This window comes from Steroidobacter flavus, assembly GCF_042651805.1.
GTDB lineage: Bacteria > Pseudomonadota > Gammaproteobacteria > Steroidobacterales > Steroidobacteraceae > Steroidobacter > Steroidobacter flavus.
Genome location: NZ_JBHSDU010000001.1, coordinates 462,857 through 482,519, shown reverse-complemented (window position 1 = coordinate 482,519; position 19,663 = coordinate 462,857). Strand labels below are relative to the sequence as shown.

Sequence of the window (19,663 nt, the reverse complement as noted above, 5' to 3'; positions counted from 1 at the left end):
CTCAAACCTTGCGTCGGGCGCTCAACACATTGGGCAGGCCCTGGATTCGAGCCAGCACGCGGGACAGCTCTTCCAGGTCGTGGACCGTGATTTTCAAATTCATGTCGGCGATCTCGTCGGTCTCGTGCGTCAACGTGTTCATGGCGTGAATGTTGATCTTCGAGTCCGCGAGAATCGCGGTCACGTCGCGTAACAGGCCGCGACGGTCATAGGCGCGAACATTGATATCGACCGGGAACGAACGTTCGCCGCCCGAACCCCATTCGACCGGAATGACCCGCTCGGGATTGGCGAGCGCCAGCCGTTTGAAGTTGGGGCAATCGTCGCGATGGATGCTGACGCCCCGGCCCAGCGTGATGTAGCCGGCGATGGCCTCGGGCGGCACGGGGCTGCAACAGCCGGCGAAGTTCGACAGCAGATCGTCGACGCCGTCGATAGTGATGCCCGACGCCTTCTTCGGCTCGGCGGCCGGCCGTTTCAAGACCGGCGTCGGCAATTCCTGCGGCTTGGCCCGGCGTTGCACGGCGCCGCTGATCTGAGCGACGTTGATCTCGCCTTCGCCAATGGCGCGATACAGCTGATCCGCGTTGTCGAATTTGAACTCGCCAATCAGCTCCGGCAGCGTCACCGAGTGCACCGCCAGTCGTTGCAGCTCACGTTCGAGAATCTGCCGGCCTTGCTGAGTGTTCTGTTGCTCGTCGAGCTTGCGGAAGAACGCGCGGACTTTGTTTCGATTGCGAGGAGAGGCGAGATAGCCGAGCGAGGGCACCAGCCAGTCGCGGCTCGGATTGAGCTGCTTGCTGGTGATGATCTCGACCTGATCGCCGTTCTGAAGAATGTGGTTCAGCGGCACCATGCGGCCGTTGACCTTGGCGCCCCGGCAGCGATGACCCAGATCCGTGTGCACGTGATAGGCGAAGTCGAGCGGCGTCGCGCCGCGCGGCAGATCGACCACTTCGCCTCGCGGTGAGATCGCATACACCCGATCCTCGAACAATTCCGAGCGCACCCGATCCAGAAACTCGCCTTCGGTTTCCTCGCCGCGCTCGCTGGGCTCGAGCACTTGCCGAAGCCAGACGATTTTCTGTTCATAGGCGGGATTCGCTTTGCCGCCTTCCTTGTAGCGCCAGTGAGCGGCGACGCCGAGCTCGGCATGCGCATGCATCTCGCGCGTGCGGATCTGCACTTCCAGCGGCAGCTTGCCAGGGCCGATGACGGCGGTGTGCAGGGATCGATAGAGGTTGTCCTTCGGGGTCGCAATGTAGTCGTCGAACTCGCCGGGAATATACGGCCACATTCCATGCACGATGCCGAGCGCGGCATAGCAGTCGGCGATGCTGTCCACAAGCACACGCACCGCGCGCACGTCGTACAGCTGATCGAACTGCAGGCCCTTGCGATGCATCTTTCGCCAGATGCTGTAGATGTGCTTCGGGCGGCCGGCGATCTCGGCGTTCTCGATGTGTGCTTTCTCGAGCTCCCGACGCAGCACGTCGATCACTTCGCCGATGTAACGTTCGCGATCGATGCGCTTGGAGGCGAGCCAGCCGGCGATCGTCTTGTAGTTGTCGGGATCGAGGTAGCGGAAGCTCAGATCCTCCAGCTCCCACTTCAATTGCCACACGCCGAGGCGGTTCGCGAGCGGCGCGTAAATCTCCCGCGTTTCATAAGCGAGACGCTGGCGTTCGCTCGGCGGGGCATCCTTGCTATCTCGCAGTTGCTGTAATTGAGCCGCGAGCTTCACGAGCACCAGTCGCGGATCGGTGACGATGGCCAGCAGCATCTTGCGCAAGCCTTCGGCCTGATTGCCCGAAAGCGAGGGCGTGCCGCGTCCACCGCCGGTGCCGGTCGGAATGGTGATGTTCAGCGAGCCCAGCCGCTGCAGCTCGCTGGCGATTCGATTGGCCGGTGCGCTCAGCGTCGCGACCGCCTGCTCGGGGGTGATGACCTCGGCTTCGAGCAGCGGCAGGAGCAGGGCGCCGCCGAGAATGTCGTCGTCATCGGTCAAGGTGACCAGGATGTCGACGATGGCCTGCGCACGCGCCAGCGCGACCAGCGCCTTGGGGTTCTGCTCGCCGACCGTGGTCGACAGTTTCGACAACAGCTCGTGAGCCCGGCGGCGGGCGTTCGCGGTCTGCTCGGTGTCGGATGCAGCGTCGTCGACGGAAGGCATGGAAGCGCGGATCGTGTCGGTTTGTAGCCGTTGCCGGTATCATACCGACCTTCGCAACTCGAGACCCGCGCGGGTCCAGGCAGAGGGAGTCCTTGCGCAGACACAGGCGCCCGAAAAGTCTCGCCGAGCTCAACCTTGCCCGAGGTGACGTGAAGGTATCGACGGCCGTCGTCAGCCTCCGTCAGCGCGCGTCCAAGGTGGCCTTGGCGCCGGCGCCGAGCGTGCGAATCCTCGGGCTGGACCCGGGCTCGTTATGCACCGGTTACGCGGTGGTGGAGACGGGGCCCAAGGTCACCTATGTGGTGAGCGGATCGATCCGCGCCCGGGGCGCGTCGCTGGCCGATCGTCTGCAGGAAATTTTTGCCGGCGTCGATAAGCTGGCGGCCCAGTACCAGCCGGACGAAGTCGCCATCGAGCGCGTGTTCATGCACCGCAATGCCGATAGCGCGTTGAAGCTGGGCCAGGCGCGAGGGGCGGCGTTGAGTGCGACTTTTGCCGTGCGCCCGCGTGTTTTTGAGTACGCGCCCCGTGAGGTGAAACTGGCCGTGGTGGGAACCGGTGCCGCTCAGAAGGAACAAGTGCAGTTGATGGTGCGACGTTTGTTGAATCTTTCCGGCCCGCTCGGCGCCGACGCGGCGGATGCGTTGGCCATCGCGCTTTGCCACGCGCATTCCCGCAATCTCAACGGCCAGCTGCACCAGCTCGCGGCGGGCCCGGCGCAATGATCGGTTTTTTGCGCGGTCGGCTGACCGCCAAGCAACCCCCGCAGCTGGTGATCGACGTGGGCGGCGTCGGCTACGAGCTGGAAGCGCCGATGTCGACGTTTTATGGGTTGCCGGCGGCCGGGGCGGACGTTCATCTGTTCACGCACCTGGTGGTCCGCGAGGATGCGCACATCCTGTTCGGCTTCGGCACCGAGCGCGAGCGGCGGCTGTTTCGCGAGCTGCTGAAAGTTTCCAATGTGGGGCCGAAGCTGGCGCTGGCGCTGCTGTCGGGCCTCACCGTGGATGCCTTCCTGATGTGCATCGAGGCGCAGGACATCGATACGCTGGTGCGCACGCCCGGCGTGGGCCGCAAGACGGCCGAGCGACTGGTGGTCGAGATGCGCGACCGGGTGAAGGGTTTTGGCGACACGGGCCTTGCGGTATTGCCGACGGGCGGAACCGCCGAGCCTGCGATCGGTCCACAAGCGGAGGCTTTCAGCGCGCTGGTCGCGTTGGGCTATAAGCCTGCCGAAGTGACGCGGCTGCTGAAGGCGGTGGACGCGTCGGTGCAGACCACCGAGGAAATCATTCGCCGCGCATTGCAGGCCGCTGCCACCCGATAAGCCATCATGATCGAGCAGGACCGCATCGTATCCGCCTCTTCGCAGGGCGATGAAGCCGCCCTCGACCGCGCCGTGCGGCCGAAGAGACTGGCCGACTACGTCGGTCAGACGGCGGTCAAGACGCAGATGGAAATATTCATCCAGGCGGCGCGTAACCGGCACGAAGCGCTGGATCACGTGCTGATCTTCGGTCCGCCCGGCCTGGGCAAGACCACGCTGGCGAACATCGTCGCCAACGAGCTTGGCGTGAATTTGCGGCAGACCTCGGGCCCGGTGATCGAGCGCGCCGGCGATCTGGCCGCGCTGCTCACCAATCTGCAGGCCAACGATGTTTTATTCGTCGACGAGATTCATCGGCTGAGCCCGCAGGTCGAGGAAATCCTGTATCCGGCGATGGAAGATTTTCAGCTCGATATCATGATCGGCGAAGGCCCGGGCGCGCGTTCCATCAAACTGGATCTGCCGCCGTTCACCTTGATCGGCGCGACCACGCGCGCCGGCCTGCTGACCTCGCCGCTGCGAGACCGGTTCGGCATCGTGCAACGGTTGGAGTTTTACGATCAGGCGGAGCTGCAACGCATTGTGACTCGTTCCGCGAGCCTGCTCGGCGTACCGGCGGACAGCGCGGGAGCGGGGAGGATTGCGCAGCGTTCCCGGGGAACTCCCCGTATCGCCAATCGATTGCTCCGGCGCGTGCGTGACTATGCCGAAGTGCGCGCCGGTGGCCGGATTACCGACGAAGTGGCGCAGGCGGCGCTGGATATGCTGGACGTGGACCCGCTGGGCTTCGATCTCATGGACCGCAAGCTGTTGCTGACCATCATCGAAAAATTCGACGGCGGGCCGGTGGGCGTGGAAAGCCTGTCGGCGGCGCTGGGCGAGGAGCGCGGCACGATCGAGGACGTGATCGAGCCGTATCTGATCCAACAAGGTTTCATCATGCGCACCGCGCGTGGCCGGATGGCGACGCGCCTGGCGTATCAGCATTTCGGCTTGAAGCTGCCGGAACGGCCGGGCACCGGCGAGTTGTTCAATGACTGAGTCGCGGACGTTTGCCTGGCCGGTGAGAATTTATTGGGAAGACACCGATGCCGGCGGCATCGTCTACTACGCGAACTACATGAAGTTCATGGAGCGGGCGCGCACCGAATGGTTGCGGGCCGCCGGTATCGAACAGCTGCCCTTGAAGGAGCAGCACGGGCTGATGTTCGTGGTCGTCGATATCGAGGCGCACTATCGCCGGCCGGCGCGTTATGGCGATGAGCTGCTGGTGACCTGCGTGATTGCCGAGCGCACGCGCGCCAGCTTCACGTTTCAGCAACAGGTGTTTCGCGGCGGCCTCGACGGCGAGCTGCTGGTCGAAGGCAAGGTGCGCGTGGCGTGCCTGGATGCCGTGAGCTTGAGGCCGACGGCGTTACCAAAGGATCTGATGTGAGTGCGCCCCCGCGCCCCGCGCGGGGCGCAATCTAACGAGATAATCGGGAGTGATGGGACAATGGCAGAGAACTTGAATCCTCTGGAGCTGGTGCTGAACGCCAGCATCGTGGTGCAGATCGTGATGGCGCTGCTGCTGCTGGCATCGCTGGTGTCGTGGTCCATCATGCTGCGTAAACGCGCCGAGCTGAAGAAGGCGCGCACCGACGCCGACCGCTTCGAGGAAACGTTCTGGTCGGGCGGCGATCTGACCGCGATGTTTCGAACCATCGACCAGAGCCGCCGGGTCACCCGGGGCATGGAAGCGATCTTCGAGCAGGGCTTTCGTGAGTTCTCACGATTGCGCCAACAGGGCGGCATCGCCTCGGCGCAGCTGATCGAAGGCGCCCGTCGCGGCATGCGGGTCGCACTGCTGAAGGAAAGCGATCGTCTGGAACTGGGCCTGGCGATGCTCGCGACCATCGGCTCGACCAGCCCGTACGTCGGCTTGTTCGGCACGGTGTGGGGCATCATGAATGCATTCCACGGTCTGGGTAACGTGCAACAGGCGACGCTGTCGATGGTGGCGCCGGGTATCACCGAAGCGCTGATCGCCACCGCCATGGGTCTGTTCGCCGCGATTCCCGCGGTCGTTGCTTACAACCGGTATGCCGATCAGGTGAGCCGCGTCGAAACGCGCTATGACACCTTCACCGAAGAGCTCTCGACGATTCTGCAGCGTCACGCATCCGCTCCTCGTGAGCCGCAGCGAGGCGCCGAGGCGCACGCATGAGTCCGATGAACAACCGCCGCGGCAAGCGGCTCGTGGCCGAGATGAACGTCGTTCCCTATATCGACGTGATGCTCGTGCTGCTGATCATTTTCATGATCACGGCGCCCATGCTGACTCAGGGCATCAAGGTCGATCTGCCCAAGGCCGCGGCCGAGCCGTTGCCGGAAGATCTCATGCGCCAGCATCAGCCCTTGATCCTGAGCGTCGATGCTGCGGGCAAGTATTACTTGAACATCGGCAAGGACGAGGAAAGCGCGTTGGATGAAAGCGCCGTGGTCGAGCGTGTCGGAACGGTGTTGAAGCGTGAGCCGCAGACCCCGGTGCTGGTAAAGGCCGACACCAATGTGCCCTATGGCCGCGTGGTCACCGGCATGGTGCTGTTACAAGAAGCGGGCGCTGAGAAGGTGGGTTTCATCACCGATCCGGCGGAAGCGCGAAATAACAAAAAGCGCTAAGGCTGCATGGTCGATTTCATCAAACAACACTGGACGTACATTCTCGGCGCGCTGCTGCTGCACGCGGTGTTTGCCGGGATTTTCGGCATGACCATGCTGAACATGCAGCGCACGCCGCCGCCGGTGCAGCTCGCCATCCAGGCCGTCGTCGTCGATCCCAAGGCGCTGAATCAAGCCGCCCGTCAGCAGCGTCAGGAACGTGAGCGTGACCGGGCTCAGCAACAGCAGCGCGAAGAGCAGGCCCAGCGCGAACGTGAGCGGGAAGCCGAGCAACAGAAGCAGCGCGAGCAGGAGCAGCAGCAAGAGGTTCAGCGTAAGGAAGCGGAACAACGGGCGGAAGCGGAGCGTCAGGTCGAATTGAAACAACGCCAGGAGGCGGACCAGCGCCGCCAGGCGGAAGAGCAACAATTGCGCGAACGGCAGGAGGCGGAGAAGAAACGCGCCGCCGAGGACGCCGCTCGGAAGAAGCAGGCCGAGGAGGAGGCGAAGAAAGTCGCCGAAATCCAGCGCAAGCAGAAGGAAGAGGCGGAACGTCGCAAGGCGGCCGATGACAAACGGAGGCAGGAGGCAGTGGAGTCGGATTTGCAGCGTCAGTTGCAGGAAGAAGAGTCCAACGCCGCGGCCGATGCGGCCGCCGCCAGCTCGCCGGAGATGGCACAGTACATCGCCATGGTCGCGCAGGCGGTCGAGCGTCGTTGGAATCGTCCGCTGTCGGCCCGCGACGACTTGTTGTGCCAGGTGACGGTGCGGCAAACGCCCGCCGGCGTCGTTCTGTCCGCGAAGGTCGGCAGCTGCAATGGCGACGCTGCCGTCAAACAGTCGGTCGAGAACGCGGTGGTCAGCGCGTCGCCGTTGCCGACGCCGTCCAACCCGCGCCTGTTCCGGCCGGAGTTGACGTTTAATTTCAGGCCGGGCGCGGGTTGACGCGCCTCGCTCACCGATTTCGCTCCAAGGAGCTGTGACTGATGAAAAAAACTGTTGCCGTCTGGATTTGTTTCGCACTGTCGTGGTTCGCGGTCCCGGCCAACGCACAGCTGGTGATCGAGATCACCAAGTCCGCCGAGGATGCGGTGCCCGTCGCCATCGTGCCGTTCGGCTGGGAATCCAGCGGCGCCGCGCCTTTCGATGTGGCTGAAGTGGTGGCCGCCGACCTGCGACGAAGCGGCCGCTTCGCACCCCTGGATCGCAAGGAAATGATCGATCGTCCGACTCAGGGCGATCAGATCCGGTTCCAGGACTGGCGCTATCTCAAGACTGATTTCATCGCGGTCGGCAAGCTGATGCCCGAGGGCCAGGGCTTCGCCGCCAACTTCGAGCTGTATAACGTGCTGACCGGTCAGCGGCTGGCCGGCCAGCGTCTCACCGCGAATGCCAACTCCATGCGTGCGCTCGCGCACCGGATCTCGGACATCATTTTCGAACAGCTGACCGGTGTGCGTGGCGCCTTCTCGACGCGCGTCGCCTTCATCAGCGCTGAAGGCACGCCGCCCAAGCAACGTTACAAGCTCATCGTCTCCGATTACGACGGCGAGAATCAGCAGGTGATCACCAGCTCGGACGAGCCGATCATGTCGCCGGCGTGGTCGCCGGATGGCCAGAGCCTCGCTTACGTGTCGTTCGAGACCAAAGCGTCGGCGATCTATGTGCAAACATTGCGCACCGGTGAGCGCAAGCGTGTGTCGGCACGCGCGGGTATCAATGGCGCGCCGTCCTGGTCGCCCGATGGCAAGACACTGGCGATCACGTTGTCGCGCAAGGATGGCGATATCGATATCTATACCCTGGAGCTCAACAGCCAGGTGCTCACGCGCATGACCTTCGATCCCGGCATCGACACCGAGCCGAGCTGGTCGTCCGACGGCAAGAAGCTGTACTTCAATTCCGATCGCGCCGGCGGTCCGCAGATTTACGAGATCGAGGTCGCCAATCCGAATCGGGCCACGCGGGTCAGCTTCGAGAACGGCTACAACGCCCGGCCGCGCGTGTCGCCGAATGGCAAACAACTCGCGGTCGTGACCCTGGACCGTGGCAATTACCGAATTGCTGTCATCGATCTGGCCTCCAAGGGCATGCAGGTGCTCTCGGAAGGTCGGCAGGATGAGAGCCCGAGCTTCGCGCCCAATGGCGCCGTGCTGATCTATGCCACCCAGGAGCGGGGCAAAGGTGTGCTGGCGACGGTGTCGACCGATGGGCGTACGGCCGAGCGGTTCACCAATACCGTGGGTGAAGTGCGCGAGCCCGTGTGGGCGCCGTTTCCGCAGCGTTGAGCGGCAAAAAAGACCCGCAAAGCGCCGTGTTTTGGGCCGAGTTGTGGCAAAATTCGCCGCAGTTTTGGTCTGTGAATGGCGACAAGGGATTTTTCAGCGGGTCCCAAGGTCGTAACAACTACTAAATTCAGGAGAGTGTAGATGCGTATAACTCGGCTGATGCTGATCGCGGCGACTGGTCTGATGCTGGCGGCCTGTGGCAACAAGCCGCTGCCCGAGGCGCAGAACACCTCTGAGTCGGTGGGCCCCTCGACCAGCACCTCGGGTGCGGACAGCAGCGGCGTCGGCAGCAGCGCGCTGTCAGCCGAGCAGCAGGCGATGGAAGCGGCCAAGGCCGCCGGTGTGATCGTTTACTTCGATTACGACCGCGCCGAGATCAAGCCGGAGTTCGTGCCGGTGGTGACCGCGCACGCGAAATTCCTGAACGGCAGCCCGACGCGCAAGATTCGTCTCGAAGGTCACTCCGACGAGCGCGGCTCGCGTGAGTACAACATCGGTCTGGGCGAGCGTCGTGCGCAAGCCGTGCGTCGCGCGCTGATGCTCCAGGGCGTGACTGAAAATCAGATCACCACTGTGAGCTACGGCGAAGAGCGTCCGGCCGTGCAGGGCAGTGACGAAGCGGCGTACTCCAAGAACCGCCGCGTCGAGCTGGTCTACGGTCGATGAGCCGAGCCGCCATGACATCTGTGCCAAACATTACTGCTGTCCGCGTCGGTCTGATCGCCGTCGTGGCGGCGGTGCTGTCGGGCTGTGCGACGACGCCGCCGGAAGCCGATCCGACGGTGCAGAAGTTGTCCGAGCTCGACAGCCGCTTGTTACGTCTGGAGCGCGTGCTCGCCAATCAAAGCCTGCTCGATCTGTCGCAACGGATCGAAGCGGCGCAGGCGGAAACGCGCCTGTTGCGGGGGCAGCTCGATGAGCTGCAACACCAGGCAACGCAGAATCAGACGCAGCAGCGTGAGTTGTATGGCGATGTCGATCGGCGGCTCTCGGCCCTCGAAGGCAATCCCGGTGCGGCAGCTTCTGTTGCCACGCCGGCCGCGGGCGGCTTGCCGGTCCCGCAAGGCGACGATCGCGCCAACTATCAGGCCGCGTTCGATCTGCTGAAGGATGCGAAATATCCCGAAGCGATCAACGCGTTCAAACAGTACCTGACGACGTTCCCGAACGGCCCGCTGGCCGACAACGCGCAGTACTGGCTGGGCGAGGCGCACTACGTCACCAAACAATATCCGGACGCGTTGCGCGATTTCCGGACGGTGATCGAGAAGTATCCGGAGTCGCGCAAGATTCCGGATGCATTGCTGAAGATCGGCTACTGCAATTACGAGCTGAAGAACTGGGGCGAGGCGCGCTCGGCGCTCAACCAGGTCGTGCAGCGTTTTGGCGATACCACCGCCGCCCGTCTCGCGAGCCAACGCATCGCGAAGCTGGATAGCGAGGGCAGATAGTTCGGTTTGTTGATGGCGTCTCCCTGGGGACGCCATCAGCGCCGCTGCCTCTTGGTGGTCAGATCAGTCTCATGAACCTCACTGACTCCACCACTATCGATTCCGCCGTAACCGGCACCGGCGCCGCACGCGTCAAGCTCACCGAGATCTTCTTATCGATTCAAGGTGAAGCCGACAGCGTCGGTTGGCCCACTGTCTTCGTGCGTCTCACCGGGTGTCCGCTGCGGTGTCAGTACTGCGATACCGCTTACGCGTTTTACGGCGGTGAATGGTTTGCGCTCGACGATGTGTTGGCGCGCGTCGCCTCGTTCAATACGAAACACATTTGTGTCACCGGCGGCGAGCCGCTTGCGCAGAAGGGATGTTTCCCGCTGCTACAGAAGCTGTGCGATGCCGGCTACAGCGTCTCGTTGGAAACCAGCGGCGCCATCGATGTGAGCAATGTCGATCCGCGCGTCGTGCGAGTTGTCGATGTGAAGACGCCGGGCAGCGGCGAGGTCGGTCGCAATCGTTACGAGAACCTGGATGTATTGCGGCCGGAAGAGCAGGTGAAGTTCGTGCTCTGCAGTCGCGCCGATTTCGAATGGGCCCGCGACTTCGTTCGCGAGCGCCGGCTGTACGAGCGCTGCATGGTGCTGTTCAGCCCGAGCTACGGTCAGGTGGACGGACGCGATCTGGCGCAGTGGGTGCTGGATGAGCGGCTGCCGGTGCGGCTGCAGATTCAGCTGCACAAGATTTTGTGGGGCGATACGCCCGGCAAGTAAATCGGTGGGATCCAATCCCTCGACCAATGGATTAAAAGTCCAGTGCTCTACCAGCGCTGGCGGAGAGAGTTGTCGCAGTCATGTCTGGTGCTCGCGCTGTCGTGCTGTTATCCGGTGGTCTGGATTCCGCCACCGTGCTTGCGATCGCTCGCGAGCAAGGCTTTCAGTGCTACGCGCTGAGCGTGGATTATGGTCAGCGGCATCGGGCTGAGCTGGATGCAGCCACGCGCGTTGCTCAAGCGTTGGGCGCCGTCGAGCATCGCACTTTGCGCATCGATCTCGGTGGCATCGGCGGCTCGGCGCTGACCGATACGAGCATCGCCGTACCCGAGTCGCCGCAGATGGGCATTCCGGTCACCTACGTCCCCGCGCGCAACACGGTGATGTTGTCCTTCGCCTTGGGCTGGGCCGAAGTTCTCGAAGCCCCGCGCATATTCATCGGTGTGAATGCGGTCGATTATTCAGGCTATCCGGACTGCCGCCCGGCCTTCGTCGCCGCCTTCGAGCGGGTCGCGAACCTGGCGACGAAAGCGGGCGTGGAGGGCACGGTGGCGTTCAAGGTGGTGACGCCGCTGATCGACCTGACCAAGGCCCAGATCATTCAGCGCGGCGTGTCGCTGGGCGTGGACTATTCACTGACAGTGTCCTGTTACCAGGCCGACGCCGACGGCCGGGCCTGTGGCAGCTGCGATTCCTGCCGCCTGCGTCGGGCAGGTTTCCAGTCCGCCGGCGTGCCGGACCCGACAAGGTATTTTCGATGAATTTCCGCGCCTCTTTAGGTATGATGCGCGCCCCGTCAGGCAGCCGAGCCTGACCTGTGCCGTGGGTCGGTAGCTCAGTTGGTAGAGCACTGGACTTTTAATCCATTGGTCGAGGGTTCGAATCCCTCCCGACCCACCATTCCAACCTTCTAAAAACGATAGCCCACGCCCGCCTGCGCATGAAACGCGGGATTGCGAATTGTCACTTCCAGCGCAGGGCTGCCCTCCGGGCGGGCTCGCATGTAGCCGAACGTCGCGGCCGCTTCGCCCAGCAGATAAAAGTTCTTACCTAACTTCAGTTGACGGCTCACGCCGATGAGTGCGGCCGCTCCGGCAAGCTCGTACGGGCCGTCGTAGGAAGAGCCGAGTATTCGCGCTTCAGCATGCGCGACGACAGGTCCGAGTCCAGCCCGGATGCGCCAGTGTCCGTACTCGATCGCGCGATTGACGGTCACTATGTTGAATCCATGACTCACCGACAGCGCGTCGACGCCGGCCGGGCGGCTCTGCAGAAAGATCTTATGATGCAGCAACTGCAGCTCCCAGCCACGCGCATCCTCCCATCGCGCAATTCTCCATGCGTAGTGCAGAGGGCTCTCCAAGCCCCGCGTTTCGTAGTCGCCGTTGAACGAGTGCCCGTCCAACTGCACCTGTTCGATGCGGGTGCGACTCGCCGCGTTGTAGGCATCGCCGATCAGCAGCTCCATAGACCAGCACGCTTTATCGTCGCTGTGCGCGTCGAAAGCGAGCAGTAGAGCGAACGGAATGAGCAGGCACGACGGGCTCATTCACCGCTAACGGGCGCGATGCGGATAGGTTCCGGCTCAGCGACACGCCGGCGTCTGCCGATCGAAAATGCAAACCGTGGTCGTCGTGGAAAACGCCGGCCCATCCTCGTCGCGGAAAAATGTTTCCGCGTAAGCGGCGGCGTAGCCTCGATCGGGACGGCGTTCCGAACAGCGATGCCCCTTGCTGGACCTGGTGCAGCTATGCGAGGACCAATGCGCCTCGCGAAAATCCAGCGTCGGACTGCGTGCACTCCACAGGAGCACGCGTCTGGCGGGGCGATCGGACTCGACTGCCAGAGTGATGGCGTGAGGCTCGAGCTCGACTGAGGATGTCGTGCGAGGCAGGACCTTGCCTGCGGCTGCGTACCGATGTAGCGCACTCAAGCCGTTGATCACGCGATTGGCGTCGTGCAGTCCGTGGCCCTGATTCGGCACGTACATGACGTTCTTGGGATCGGGCAGGCCGGGCCAATAAATGTTGAGCGCATCCAGCGGCCAGTAGCGGTCGTTGGTGCTCAGCAGGATCAGCTTGGGTTGGCTGAGTCGCTGTCGATAGCTGAAAGGATCGACCATGCTCAGGAGCGAGTCGCCGCGTTCGCTCTGCAGCCGGTTCTGAATATCCAGCGTCGAGTAGTCGCGAATCTCATCCGAGAAGTCGCCCCACGTGGCACGCTGATGATCCATCTGGGCGCGCATGTTGAGGACATCGATCACCATCGGCGCGACGGCCATGACCCGAGGATCGGTCGCGGCGGTCAGCCATGCAGTCCAGCCGCGCTTGGAGGCGCCGGTGACAGTGAAGGTTTCCAGGGAGATATTCCAACGTTGCCGCGCGATGTTCTGGACGGCATCCATCGCTCGGGTCGCGCTCTTCACCATCGGCAGCAGGATGGGCCAGCCGGCATCGCCCGTTTGCAGATATTGATCGAACGTATACGCGATGAGCGCATCTTCCCGCCGGTCGAAGAGCGGTTGAAAGGGCACCTGGCGGAGCACGGCAACCGGCGCGCGTATCGATTCGGCGAGACGGGCGAAATATGGCGCTTCGCGAGGCAGATCGGCGGGCTGTGCTGCTGCCTCGTATTCCGGCTTCCATCGTCCGCCGTGAATGAACAGCAGCCCGTGTCTGGCATCGGGGGCCATGTTCCTGGGACGCAATACGTAGAGCTGATGTTTCCAAAGCGTGCCTCGCCAGGCCTGCGATGTGAGCAAGTACTCCGTGTACTCGGTTTTCCCCAACGCGCCGGATGTGATCTCACGCCATCCGAAGTCAGGGTCCGGGCGCGCGATGTAGGCCGCAAGCTCGTCGCGTGATGCGTGCGGATCCTCACTGGACCAGGCAGGTGACGAGCAGAAACAGGCAAGCACGATGCTGAACAGCAGTCGCCCCGGCGGATTGTTTAGGTGAGCCATGACAACAGTGACTACCGCGGATCGAGCTGCCGCGCCAGTCAGCATTTTGGGAGGGGGCCCCGAACGCCTCGTGGCGGTGAGTACCCCTCACCAGCGCTGCACCGATTGCAGCCAGGCCCCGATCGTTCCGTGGGTATAACAGCCTCCGTTCCTTCCAACGAGGCTGATCGTGTCCACTCTATCCGCAAGCTCCCGCACGACGAGCGAATGGCAGCAGCTCGATCATGCGCACCAGGTTCATCCGTTCACCGACCAGAAAGCGCTGCATGGTCGCGGCGTGCGCGTCATCACGGGCGCGCAAGGCGTTTATATCTGGGACAGCGAGGGCAATAGATTTCTCGACGGCATGGCCGGGCTGTGGTGCGTGAACGTGGGCTACGGGCGCAAGGAGCTCACGCAGGCCGTGCAGCGGCAGATGGAAGAGCTGCCTTACTACAATAACTTTTTCCAGACAGCGAACGTGTCGCAGATCGAGCTGGCGCGCATGCTCGCCGAGCTCACGCCGAACGGGCTGCGTCATTTCATCTATTCATCGTCGGGCTCGGAGGCCAACGACACCGTCGTTCGACTGGTGCGTCATTACTGGGCCACGCTGGGCAAGCCGACCAAGCGCGTGTTCATCGGGCGGACCCTGGCCTATCACGGCAGCACGCTGGCGGCGGTGAGTTTGGGGGGCATGCCCAACATGCGAGGCATGGATCGCGTGCCGCTGCCTGAGTTCGAACATATCATTCATCCTCATGCGTATTGGCAGGGCGAAGGGGTCACCAAGGAAAGTTATGGATTGAAGGCGGCGCGGGCGTTGGAAGAGAAAATCCTCGAGCTCGGCGCCGATAACGTGGCCGCCTTCATCGGCGAGCCGGCGCAGGGCGCGGGCGGGGTGTTCGAGGCGCCCGCGGGTTACTGGGCCGAGATTCAACGGATCTGCAAGAAGCACGACGTGCTGCTGGTGGCCGATGAAGTGATTTGCGGTTTCGGGCGCACCGGTCAGTGGTTCGGCTCGCACACTTATGACATTGCGCCCGACTTGATGAGCATGGCCAAAGGCCTGTCGTCCGGCTATCTGCCGATCTCGGCTGTCGCAATGACGGATCGGATCTTCGACGTCATCGCTGGCGGCGGCCCCATCGCGCACGGCTACACCTATTCGGGACATCCGACGGCGTGCGCCGTTGCGATTGCGAATCTCAACATCATGAAGCGCGAACGCATCGTCGATCACGTGCGTGAGACAGCGTCGCCTTATTTCTTCCAGAAGCTGCAGGAACTGGCGCAGCGTCATCCGTTGATCGGCGAGGTGCGTGGCGTCGGTTTGATGGCCGCCGTGCAGTTGGTGCGAGATAAACAAAAGCGCATTCCGTTCGACGCGAAGCAGGAGCCGGCGATCAAATGTCGCGAAGCCTGCTTGAGCGAAGGGCTCATCGTTCGCGCGGTCGGCGAAGCGGTGGTGCTCAGTCCGCCGCTCATCATCACGCGCGATGAGATCGACGAGCTGATCGGCAAGTTGAGCGCGGGCCTCGATCAGGCCGCGGCACAGCTGGGATGACTAACTCGCGGGCGGCACCAGGTTGGGTGCCGCCTTGGCGATCTCTTCGATGAGCCATTCGCGGAAGTGACGGATGAGCGGCGCATCCCATCGATCCGCGCGTGCGGCCAGCTGATAAATGCCCATGCTATAGGGTTGAAAGGTCGCCAGCCCGGCGCCGACTTCGACGAGTCGTTTCGCGGCGATGTCATCCGCGATGATGAGTTTGTTACTAAGCGCGATGCCACGGCCGTAGCGTGCGGCGTTCAAGGTCAGATCGCCTTGCCACAGGCGCGGGCCGATGAGATCCACTTCCTCCTGCACGCCGTGTGCGGCCAGCCAGTTACTCCAGCGATCGAAGTTTTCTTCGTGCAGCAGTTTGTGCTGTAGCAAGTCGCCGGGTTTGCGAATCACCGGTGCCTTGGCGAGATAGGCCGGGCTTGCCGTCGCGACGATGGGCGCGTGTGCAATGTCGATGCTCCGCAGCTCGGGCGGCAGCGTGGGCTCGACGCGATAGGTCGCGATGAAGCGAATGTCCACGTCCACTTCCTGCGAAGAAAAATCGGGCACACGCGTGGTGGGACGCAGCTCGATATCGACATCGGGATAAAGTCGTTCGAACTCGGCGAGCCGGCTGGACAACCATTGCAGCGCCAGCCCGGCCATGCAGCGCACGTGCAGGCGCCGTAGTTCGCCATGTCGCATCAGCTCAATCGTCGCCTGCGTCAGCAGGTCGAAGGCCGCGGCCACTTGTTTGTGATATCGCTTGCCGTCCTCGGTGAGCACGATGCCCGCCGGGCTGCGTTGAAACAGCGTCGCGCCGGTCCAGGTTTCGATGGTACGCAGATGCCGGCTCACCACCGCGTGATCGCGACCCAGGGCAGGAGCCGCTTTGCGTACGCCACCGAGACGCGCGACTGCGTCGAAAGCACGCAGCGCTTCGAAAGGCGGCAGCGATTTGCGCGGATCGTTCTTCATGTTCCAGGGACGATAGCCGCCGGCATCGCCGGGGTCCAGCCCGCTGGTGTGATCAGCTCACCGGCACCGGATCGGATTGCAATCACCTGCCGCGGGCAAGCAGCGTAAATAGAGACCTGTCACGTAGAGCGCAGGTCGGTATCTTGCAAACGGGAAATCGGTTCGAAGTGGAGGGCGAGACGCCGCCCGATCGGCGGCAGCTGAGTCGCCTGGCCTACGCGGGCAAGTTGCTGCCGCCGACGCAGAGCACGCTGTTCCTCGACGGCAGTTGGGCCTTCGCGACCCGAAGCATCGCACGCGGCTCGCGAGTGCGTCCGCTGCCAGCCGGCAATCGCGAGCTGCGTGACGTGACGATTCAATCGCGCGGTGTCGAGTTCGATCTCGCCGATTACATTTCGCGCAACCGCGTGGCCGGCCTGTTGATCACTCATCGAGGCAGCGTGGCGCTGGAGCACTACGATCTGGGGCTAGATGCGGACGCGCGCTGGATTTCGATGTCGTGCGCCAAGTCGGTCAGCACGACGCTGGTCGGGGCCGCGATTCAGGACGGCCTGATCGGCGGCGTCGACGATGCGCTCACCGATTACTTGCCGCAGCTCGGAGGCAGCTCGTACGATGGCGTCTCGGTGCGACAGCTGTTGCAGATGACGTCGGGCGTGAAGTGGGACGATACCCACACGGATCCGGGCTCCGAACGTTCGCACATGCTGGAATTGCAGATTGCCCAGCGCTCCGGTGCCATTCTCGATTTCGTCGCCAGCTTGCCGCGGGTCGCGCCGGCCGGCAGCGTCTGGAATTACAGCACAGCCGAGACTCACGTCGTCGGGGCACTGGTGCAAGCCGCCACCGGCCGCTGGTTGAGCGATTACCTGTCGGAAAAAATCTGGGCCCCGTTCGGGATGCAGAGCGAGGCGACCTGGTGGCTGGAGTCGCCCGACGGTCTCGAAGTCGCCGGCAGCGGGATTCACGCGACGCTGCGTGATTACGCGCGCTTCGGCCTGTTCCTCATGAACGACGGGCTCATCGAGGGCAAGCGCGTATTACCCGAAGGGTGGGTTGCTCAGGCAAGCGCGCCGCTGGCCATTCATGGCAAGCGGGTGGACTACGGCTACATGTGGTGGCCGGTGCCCGACGCCGAAGGCTCGTTCGCTGACGGTGCGTTCGGCGCACGCGGCATCTTCGGCCAGTTCATTTACGTCAACCCGCGCGCCGAAGTGGTGATCGCGGTGTGCAGTTCGCGCTCGAAGCCCAAGTTCGCCGAGGCCATCGTCGACAACGATTTCTTCAACGGTGTGGTGGCGGCGTTGCGCTGAACACACCGCTGCCTGCATCGGATGCAGTGTTCACGTAGCGGGTCACGTCAATTATTTTGGCATCGTGCCGGCTTCCCGGCACAAGGGGATGGGGAATGAACAGAAATACCAAATACCTGCTGGCAATGTCGCTGGCGGCTGTACCACCGGTCACGAGCTGGGCCCAGGATAGCGTGGTCGAAGAAATCGTCGTGACGGCGCAGAAGCGTGAGGAGCGCACCATCGACGTGCCGATGAGCCTCACGGTCATGGGCGCCACCGAGCTCGAACAGCGCGGCGTGCGCTCGATTCAGGACCTGTCGTTCGCAGTGCCCGGCGTGGCCATGCGCGTCGACGGCCCGGGCTCGCTGCAGCTCTTCATGCGCGGCATCGGCAATCTCGCCGGCTCCGAAGCGCTCACGTCCGTGTACATGGACGAAACGCCGACCACGCTGTACTTGTTTCGACAGCTGGATTTGCGCTCGCTCGACATGGAGCGCATCGAAGTTCTGAAGGGCCCGCAGGGCACGCTGTACGGGGCGGGCTCGGCGGCCGGCACCGTCCGCTTCATTACGCAGAAGCCGAAGCTGGATCGCTTCGAGGGTCGCGCCGAAGGGGAGCTGTCGTTCATCGAGGACGGCGACTCGAACGAGAAGCTGACCGGCATCGTCAACATGCCCATCGTCGACGGCGTGTTCGGCGTGCGTGTCGCTGCCTCGGGCGAACAAGGCGGTGGCTGGATCGATCAGCCGGAGGCCGGTCTCAAGGACGCCAACAATCAGGACGTCTACAACATCCGCACCAAGGCGCTGTGGCGTCCCACCGAAGCGTTGGAGATCGAAGGCACCATCGCTGCGTATCAATTGAAGAGCGAGCTCGGTCTCGACTACGAGCAACCGGATCGCACCATCGACATGGGCCTCGACCGCTCGCGTCGCATCCGTCCGCGCATCGATCGTTATCAGTTGTATAACTTGACCGGCACGTACTCATTCGCCAACTCGGCGCTGACCAGTGCGACCAGCTACATCGACTACATGCGTGACTACGCATTGCCTTACATCACGCCGGTGGAGTCGACCTATCGGCCGCCGGGCGGCAATCTCGAAGGTATCAGCACCTACGACGACCAAACGTATCAATTCACGCAGGAGCTGCGGCTGGTGTCCACCGGCGAGCGTCGCTTCAACTACACGCTCGGCGCTTACTATCGCCAGGTCGACTCGGCATTCTCGGGCCCGATCGAGACGCTGTACAACTCCGTGGTGCTGGAGCCGTACATTTATATTTCCGACAACCACAGCGAATCCTGGTCGGTGTTCGCCGATGGCTCGGTGAAGCTCGGCGAGCGCTTCGAAGTGGGCGCGGGCGTGCGTCATTTCACCGACGATTCTTCGATCTTCGACGGCACGCGCACGCAAAGCGATACGTTCGAGTCGACCGATCCGCGTATCTACGCCTCCTATGCGCTCACCGACAGCGTGAAGCTTTACACCAACGTCGCGAAGGGCTTCCGCAGCGGCGGCTTCAATACGTACGGCCAGCCGCCGTACGATCCCGAAAAGATCTACAACTACGAGATCGGCGCCAAGGGCTCGGTGATGGACGGCCGGTTCCAGTTCGAGACCGCGGCTTACTACACCGACTACAAGAACATGATTCGCCGCGGCCTGGTGGTGGTGAATCAACAGTTCCAGAACATCGCCGCCAACATCGGTACGGTGGAGATCAAAGGTATCGAGGCGGGCTTCGGCTGGCGCGCCACCGATCAATTGATGTTGAGTGCGTCCGGCTCGTACATCGAGACCGAAGTGGTCGAGCTCGATGCCGACAACGCCGCGAATAAGGTCGGCGACCCATCGGATTACGTGCCGAAGGTGAGCTACACGCTGGCGGCGAATTATTCGTTCCAGTGGGCCGCGGGCATCGACGGCTTCGTGCACCTGGACGTCAATCATCGCGACGAAGTGCTGTACACGGACCGTTTCATGTACTACCCGCAGTACGTCACGCAGGCCTCGGACAGCTTCACGCTGCTCGGCGCCCGTCTCGGCATGAGCTGGGGGAAAACGTCGCTCGAACTGTTCGGCACCAACCTCACCAACGAGAACAAGGCGGTGGACCCGTTCGTGCTGTGGTCGCAGGCGAATCGTACCAAACCGCGGACCATCGGCATCAAGGCGGCATTCAACTTCTGATGAGCGCACGGCCGCTACGAAGGTAGCGGCCGTGCCTTATCCAACAATGACGACCCCAGGGGATC

At 63.0% G+C, this 19,663-nt stretch carries 19 protein-coding genes and 1 tRNA gene; 16 read left to right on the top strand and 4 right to left on the bottom strand.

Annotation, left to right across the window (positions count from 1 at the left end; translation table 11 throughout):
• Position 1: 1 nt before the first annotated feature.
• Positions 2-2,173, bottom strand: a complete 2,172-nt coding sequence (locus ACFPN2_RS01970; protein WP_380594437.1) for a RelA/SpoT family protein — start codon at positions 2,171-2,173, stop codon at positions 2-4.
• A 221-nt stretch (positions 2,174-2,394) separates the two neighbouring features.
• Here ACFPN2_RS01970 and ruvC point away from each other — a divergent pair, with 221 nt between their 5' ends.
• The 13 genes from ruvC (at position 2,395) to ACFPN2_RS01905 (ending at position 11,543) form a co-directional block, all read left to right on the top strand.
• Positions 2,395-2,898: a crossover junction endodeoxyribonuclease RuvC gene (gene ruvC, locus ACFPN2_RS01965; RefSeq protein ID WP_380595284.1), complete on the top strand. Its 504-nt coding sequence runs from the start codon at positions 2,395-2,397 to the stop codon at positions 2,896-2,898.
• Entirely contained in the window at positions 2,895-3,500 is a 606-nt protein-coding gene (gene ruvA, locus ACFPN2_RS01960; RefSeq protein ID WP_380594435.1) for a Holliday junction branch migration protein RuvA, read from the top strand. The genes ruvC and ruvA overlap by 4 nt, the downstream gene beginning before the upstream one ends.
• Before the next feature lie 9 nt (positions 3,501-3,509).
• Positions 3,510-4,541, top strand: a complete 1,032-nt coding sequence (gene ruvB / locus ACFPN2_RS01955) for a Holliday junction branch migration DNA helicase RuvB (protein WP_380595282.1) — start codon at positions 3,510-3,512, stop codon at positions 4,539-4,541.
• On the top strand, positions 4,534-4,935 hold the full coding sequence (ybgC, locus tag ACFPN2_RS01950; protein WP_380594433.1) for a tol-pal system-associated acyl-CoA thioesterase: 402 nt from the start codon (positions 4,534-4,536) through the stop codon (positions 4,933-4,935). Before ruvB ends, ybgC begins: the two co-directional genes overlap by 8 nt.
• A 60-nt stretch (positions 4,936-4,995) precedes the next feature.
• Positions 4,996-5,706 (top strand): protein TolQ, encoded by a 711-nt coding sequence (gene tolQ, locus ACFPN2_RS01945; RefSeq protein WP_380594431.1) that lies wholly within the window; start codon positions 4,996-4,998, stop codon positions 5,704-5,706.
• On the top strand, positions 5,703-6,161 hold the full coding sequence (tolR, locus tag ACFPN2_RS01940) for a protein TolR (RefSeq protein WP_380594429.1): 459 nt from the start codon (positions 5,703-5,705) through the stop codon (positions 6,159-6,161). The genes tolQ and tolR overlap by 4 nt, the downstream gene beginning before the upstream one ends.
• A 6-nt stretch (positions 6,162-6,167) precedes the next feature.
• Positions 6,168-7,085: a cell envelope integrity protein TolA gene (gene tolA, locus ACFPN2_RS01935; RefSeq protein ID WP_380594427.1), complete on the top strand. Its 918-nt coding sequence runs from the start codon at positions 6,168-6,170 to the stop codon at positions 7,083-7,085.
• 41 nt (positions 7,086-7,126) lie between these two features.
• Positions 7,127-8,428 carry a Tol-Pal system beta propeller repeat protein TolB gene (gene tolB / locus ACFPN2_RS01930; RefSeq protein ID WP_380594425.1) on the top strand — a complete coding sequence of 434 codons (1,302 nt, stop codon included), beginning with the start codon at positions 7,127-7,129 and terminating at the stop codon, positions 8,426-8,428.
• Positions 8,429-8,569: 141 nt separating this feature from the next.
• The gene (gene pal / locus ACFPN2_RS01925; protein WP_380594423.1) at positions 8,570-9,094 is read left to right on the top strand and encodes a peptidoglycan-associated lipoprotein Pal; all 525 of its coding nucleotides are present in this window, start codon (positions 8,570-8,572) and stop codon (positions 9,092-9,094) included.
• Positions 9,095-9,105: 11 nt separating this feature from the next.
• Positions 9,106-9,879: a tol-pal system protein YbgF gene (gene ybgF, locus ACFPN2_RS01920; protein WP_380594421.1), complete on the top strand. Its 774-nt coding sequence runs from the start codon at positions 9,106-9,108 to the stop codon at positions 9,877-9,879.
• A gap of 71 nt (positions 9,880-9,950) precedes the next feature.
• Entirely contained in the window at positions 9,951-10,643 is a 693-nt protein-coding gene (gene queE, locus ACFPN2_RS01915) for a 7-carboxy-7-deazaguanine synthase QueE (protein WP_380594419.1), read from the top strand.
• A gap of 80 nt (positions 10,644-10,723) precedes the next feature.
• On the top strand, positions 10,724-11,404 hold the full coding sequence (gene queC, locus ACFPN2_RS01910; RefSeq protein ID WP_380594417.1) for a 7-cyano-7-deazaguanine synthase QueC: 681 nt from the start codon (positions 10,724-10,726) through the stop codon (positions 11,402-11,404).
• A 63-nt stretch (positions 11,405-11,467) separates the two neighbouring features.
• Positions 11,468-11,543 (top strand) — tRNA-Lys (locus ACFPN2_RS01905).
• Positions 11,544-11,553: 10 nt separating this feature from the next.
• Here the strand turns inward: ACFPN2_RS01905 and ACFPN2_RS01900 are convergent.
• Both ACFPN2_RS01900 and ACFPN2_RS01895 read right to left on the bottom strand, forming a co-directional pair.
• Positions 11,554-12,192 carry a hypothetical protein gene (locus ACFPN2_RS01900; RefSeq protein ID WP_380594415.1) on the bottom strand — a complete coding sequence of 213 codons (639 nt, stop codon included), beginning with the start codon at positions 12,190-12,192 and terminating at the stop codon, positions 11,554-11,556.
• 36 nt (positions 12,193-12,228) lie between these two features.
• Complete coding sequence (locus tag ACFPN2_RS01895; RefSeq protein WP_380594413.1) at positions 12,229-13,605, bottom strand: PhoPQ-activated pathogenicity-related family protein; 1,377 nt, start codon at positions 13,603-13,605, stop codon at positions 12,229-12,231.
• Between the two features lie 169 nt (positions 13,606-13,774).
• Between ACFPN2_RS01895 and ACFPN2_RS01890 the strand changes: the two genes are divergently transcribed.
• The gene (locus ACFPN2_RS01890) at positions 13,775-15,151 is read left to right on the top strand and encodes an aminotransferase (protein WP_380594411.1); all 1,377 of its coding nucleotides are present in this window, start codon (positions 13,775-13,777) and stop codon (positions 15,149-15,151) included.
• Here ACFPN2_RS01890 and ACFPN2_RS01885 read toward each other — a convergent pair whose 3' ends face one another.
• A complete protein-coding gene (locus tag ACFPN2_RS01885) occupies positions 15,152-16,108 on the bottom strand; it encodes a LysR substrate-binding domain-containing protein (RefSeq protein ID WP_380594409.1) in 957 nt (318 codons plus the stop codon).
• Between the two features lie 143 nt (positions 16,109-16,251).
• Here ACFPN2_RS01885 and ACFPN2_RS01880 point away from each other — a divergent pair, with 143 nt between their 5' ends.
• Together ACFPN2_RS01880 and ACFPN2_RS01875 are read left to right on the top strand one after the other, a co-directional pair.
• Entirely contained in the window at positions 16,252-17,421 is a 1,170-nt protein-coding gene (locus ACFPN2_RS01880; RefSeq protein ID WP_380594407.1) for a serine hydrolase domain-containing protein, read from the top strand.
• A 95-nt stretch (positions 17,422-17,516) separates the two neighbouring features.
• Positions 17,517-19,598: a TonB-dependent receptor gene (locus tag ACFPN2_RS01875; protein ID WP_380594405.1), complete on the top strand. Its 2,082-nt coding sequence runs from the start codon at positions 17,517-17,519 to the stop codon at positions 19,596-19,598.
• Positions 19,599-19,663: the final 65 nt, after the last annotated feature.